This is a genomic window from Actinomadura sp. NPDC048032 (assembly GCF_040653175.1).
Taxonomy (GTDB): Bacteria; Actinomycetota; Actinomycetes; order Streptosporangiales; family Streptosporangiaceae; genus Spirillospora; species Spirillospora verrucosospora.
Map to the genome: position 1 here is coordinate 1 of NZ_JBEZJP010000835.1, position 1,026 is coordinate 1,026.

The 1,026-nt window shown below is 66.3% G+C and carries 2 protein-coding genes; both read left to right on the top strand.

From position 1 onward, the window contains the following. Nucleotides 1–155 (top strand): hypothetical protein (locus AB0C69_RS42580; protein WP_360362700.1); only part of this gene is annotated, 155 nt, incomplete at its 5' end. Nucleotides 156–253: 98 nt separating this feature from the next. After that, nucleotides 254–1,026 (top strand): alpha-amylase family glycosyl hydrolase (locus AB0C69_RS42585; RefSeq protein WP_360362703.1); only part of this gene is annotated, 773 nt, incomplete at its 3' end.

Consider the following 1,026-nt stretch of genomic DNA (forward strand, 5'->3'; position numbering starts at 1 on the left):
CCGCCCTCGGCCTCCCCGACGACCCCGACCAACCCCACACCGTCACCGACCAACTCGACGGCACCACCTACACATGGCGCGGATCGAACTACGTCTACCTCGATCCCCATGTCCGACCCGCACACGTCCTGACGTTCGGGAGCAGCGAGAGTTGAGCGGACCCAACGAGCCCCAGTCCCCCGCCGTCCCGTCGGCGGCGCCCCCTGGCGCGGTGCCCCCGGACGACGTCTTCACCGAGATCCCTTCGGACGCCATTCCGACGCAGTCGGGACCCCTCCCGGATGCGTTCGACCCGGAGACCCCACGTGACCCGCACTGGTTCAAGACGGCGGTGTTCTACGAGGTGTCGGTCCGGGGCTTCGCCGATTCCAACAACGACGGGTACGGCGACCTGCGCGGGCTGATCTCCAAGCTGGACCATCTGCAATGGCTCGGCGTGGACTGCCTGTGGCTGCTGCCCATCTACCAGTCGCCACTGAAAGACGGCGGCTACGACATCGCCAACTACACGAACATCCTCCCCGACTTCGGGGAGCTGGGCGATTTCGTGGAACTCATCGAAGAAGCCCATGCGCGGGGTATTCGCGTCATCGCCGATCTGGTGATGAACCACACCTCCGACCAGCACCCCTGGTTCCAGGCGTCGCGGACCGATCCCGACGGGCCGTTCGGGGACTTCTACATGTGGGCCGACGACGACACCGGCTACCCCGACGCCCGCATCATCTTCGTCGACACCGAGTCATCCAACTGGACCTACGACCCCGTCCGCGGCCAGTACTACTGGCACCGCTTCTTCGCCCACCAGCCCGACCTCAACTACGACAACCCCGACGTCCAGGACGCCATGCTGGAGAACCTGCGGTTCTGGCTCGACCTGGGCATCGACGGATTCCGTCTGGACGCCGTCCCCTACCTGTACGCCCGCGAAGGCACCAACTGCGAGAACCTCCCCGAAACCCACGCCTACCTCAAACGCGTCCGCGCCGAGGTCGACCGCCTCTACCCCGACCGCGTCCTGCTCGC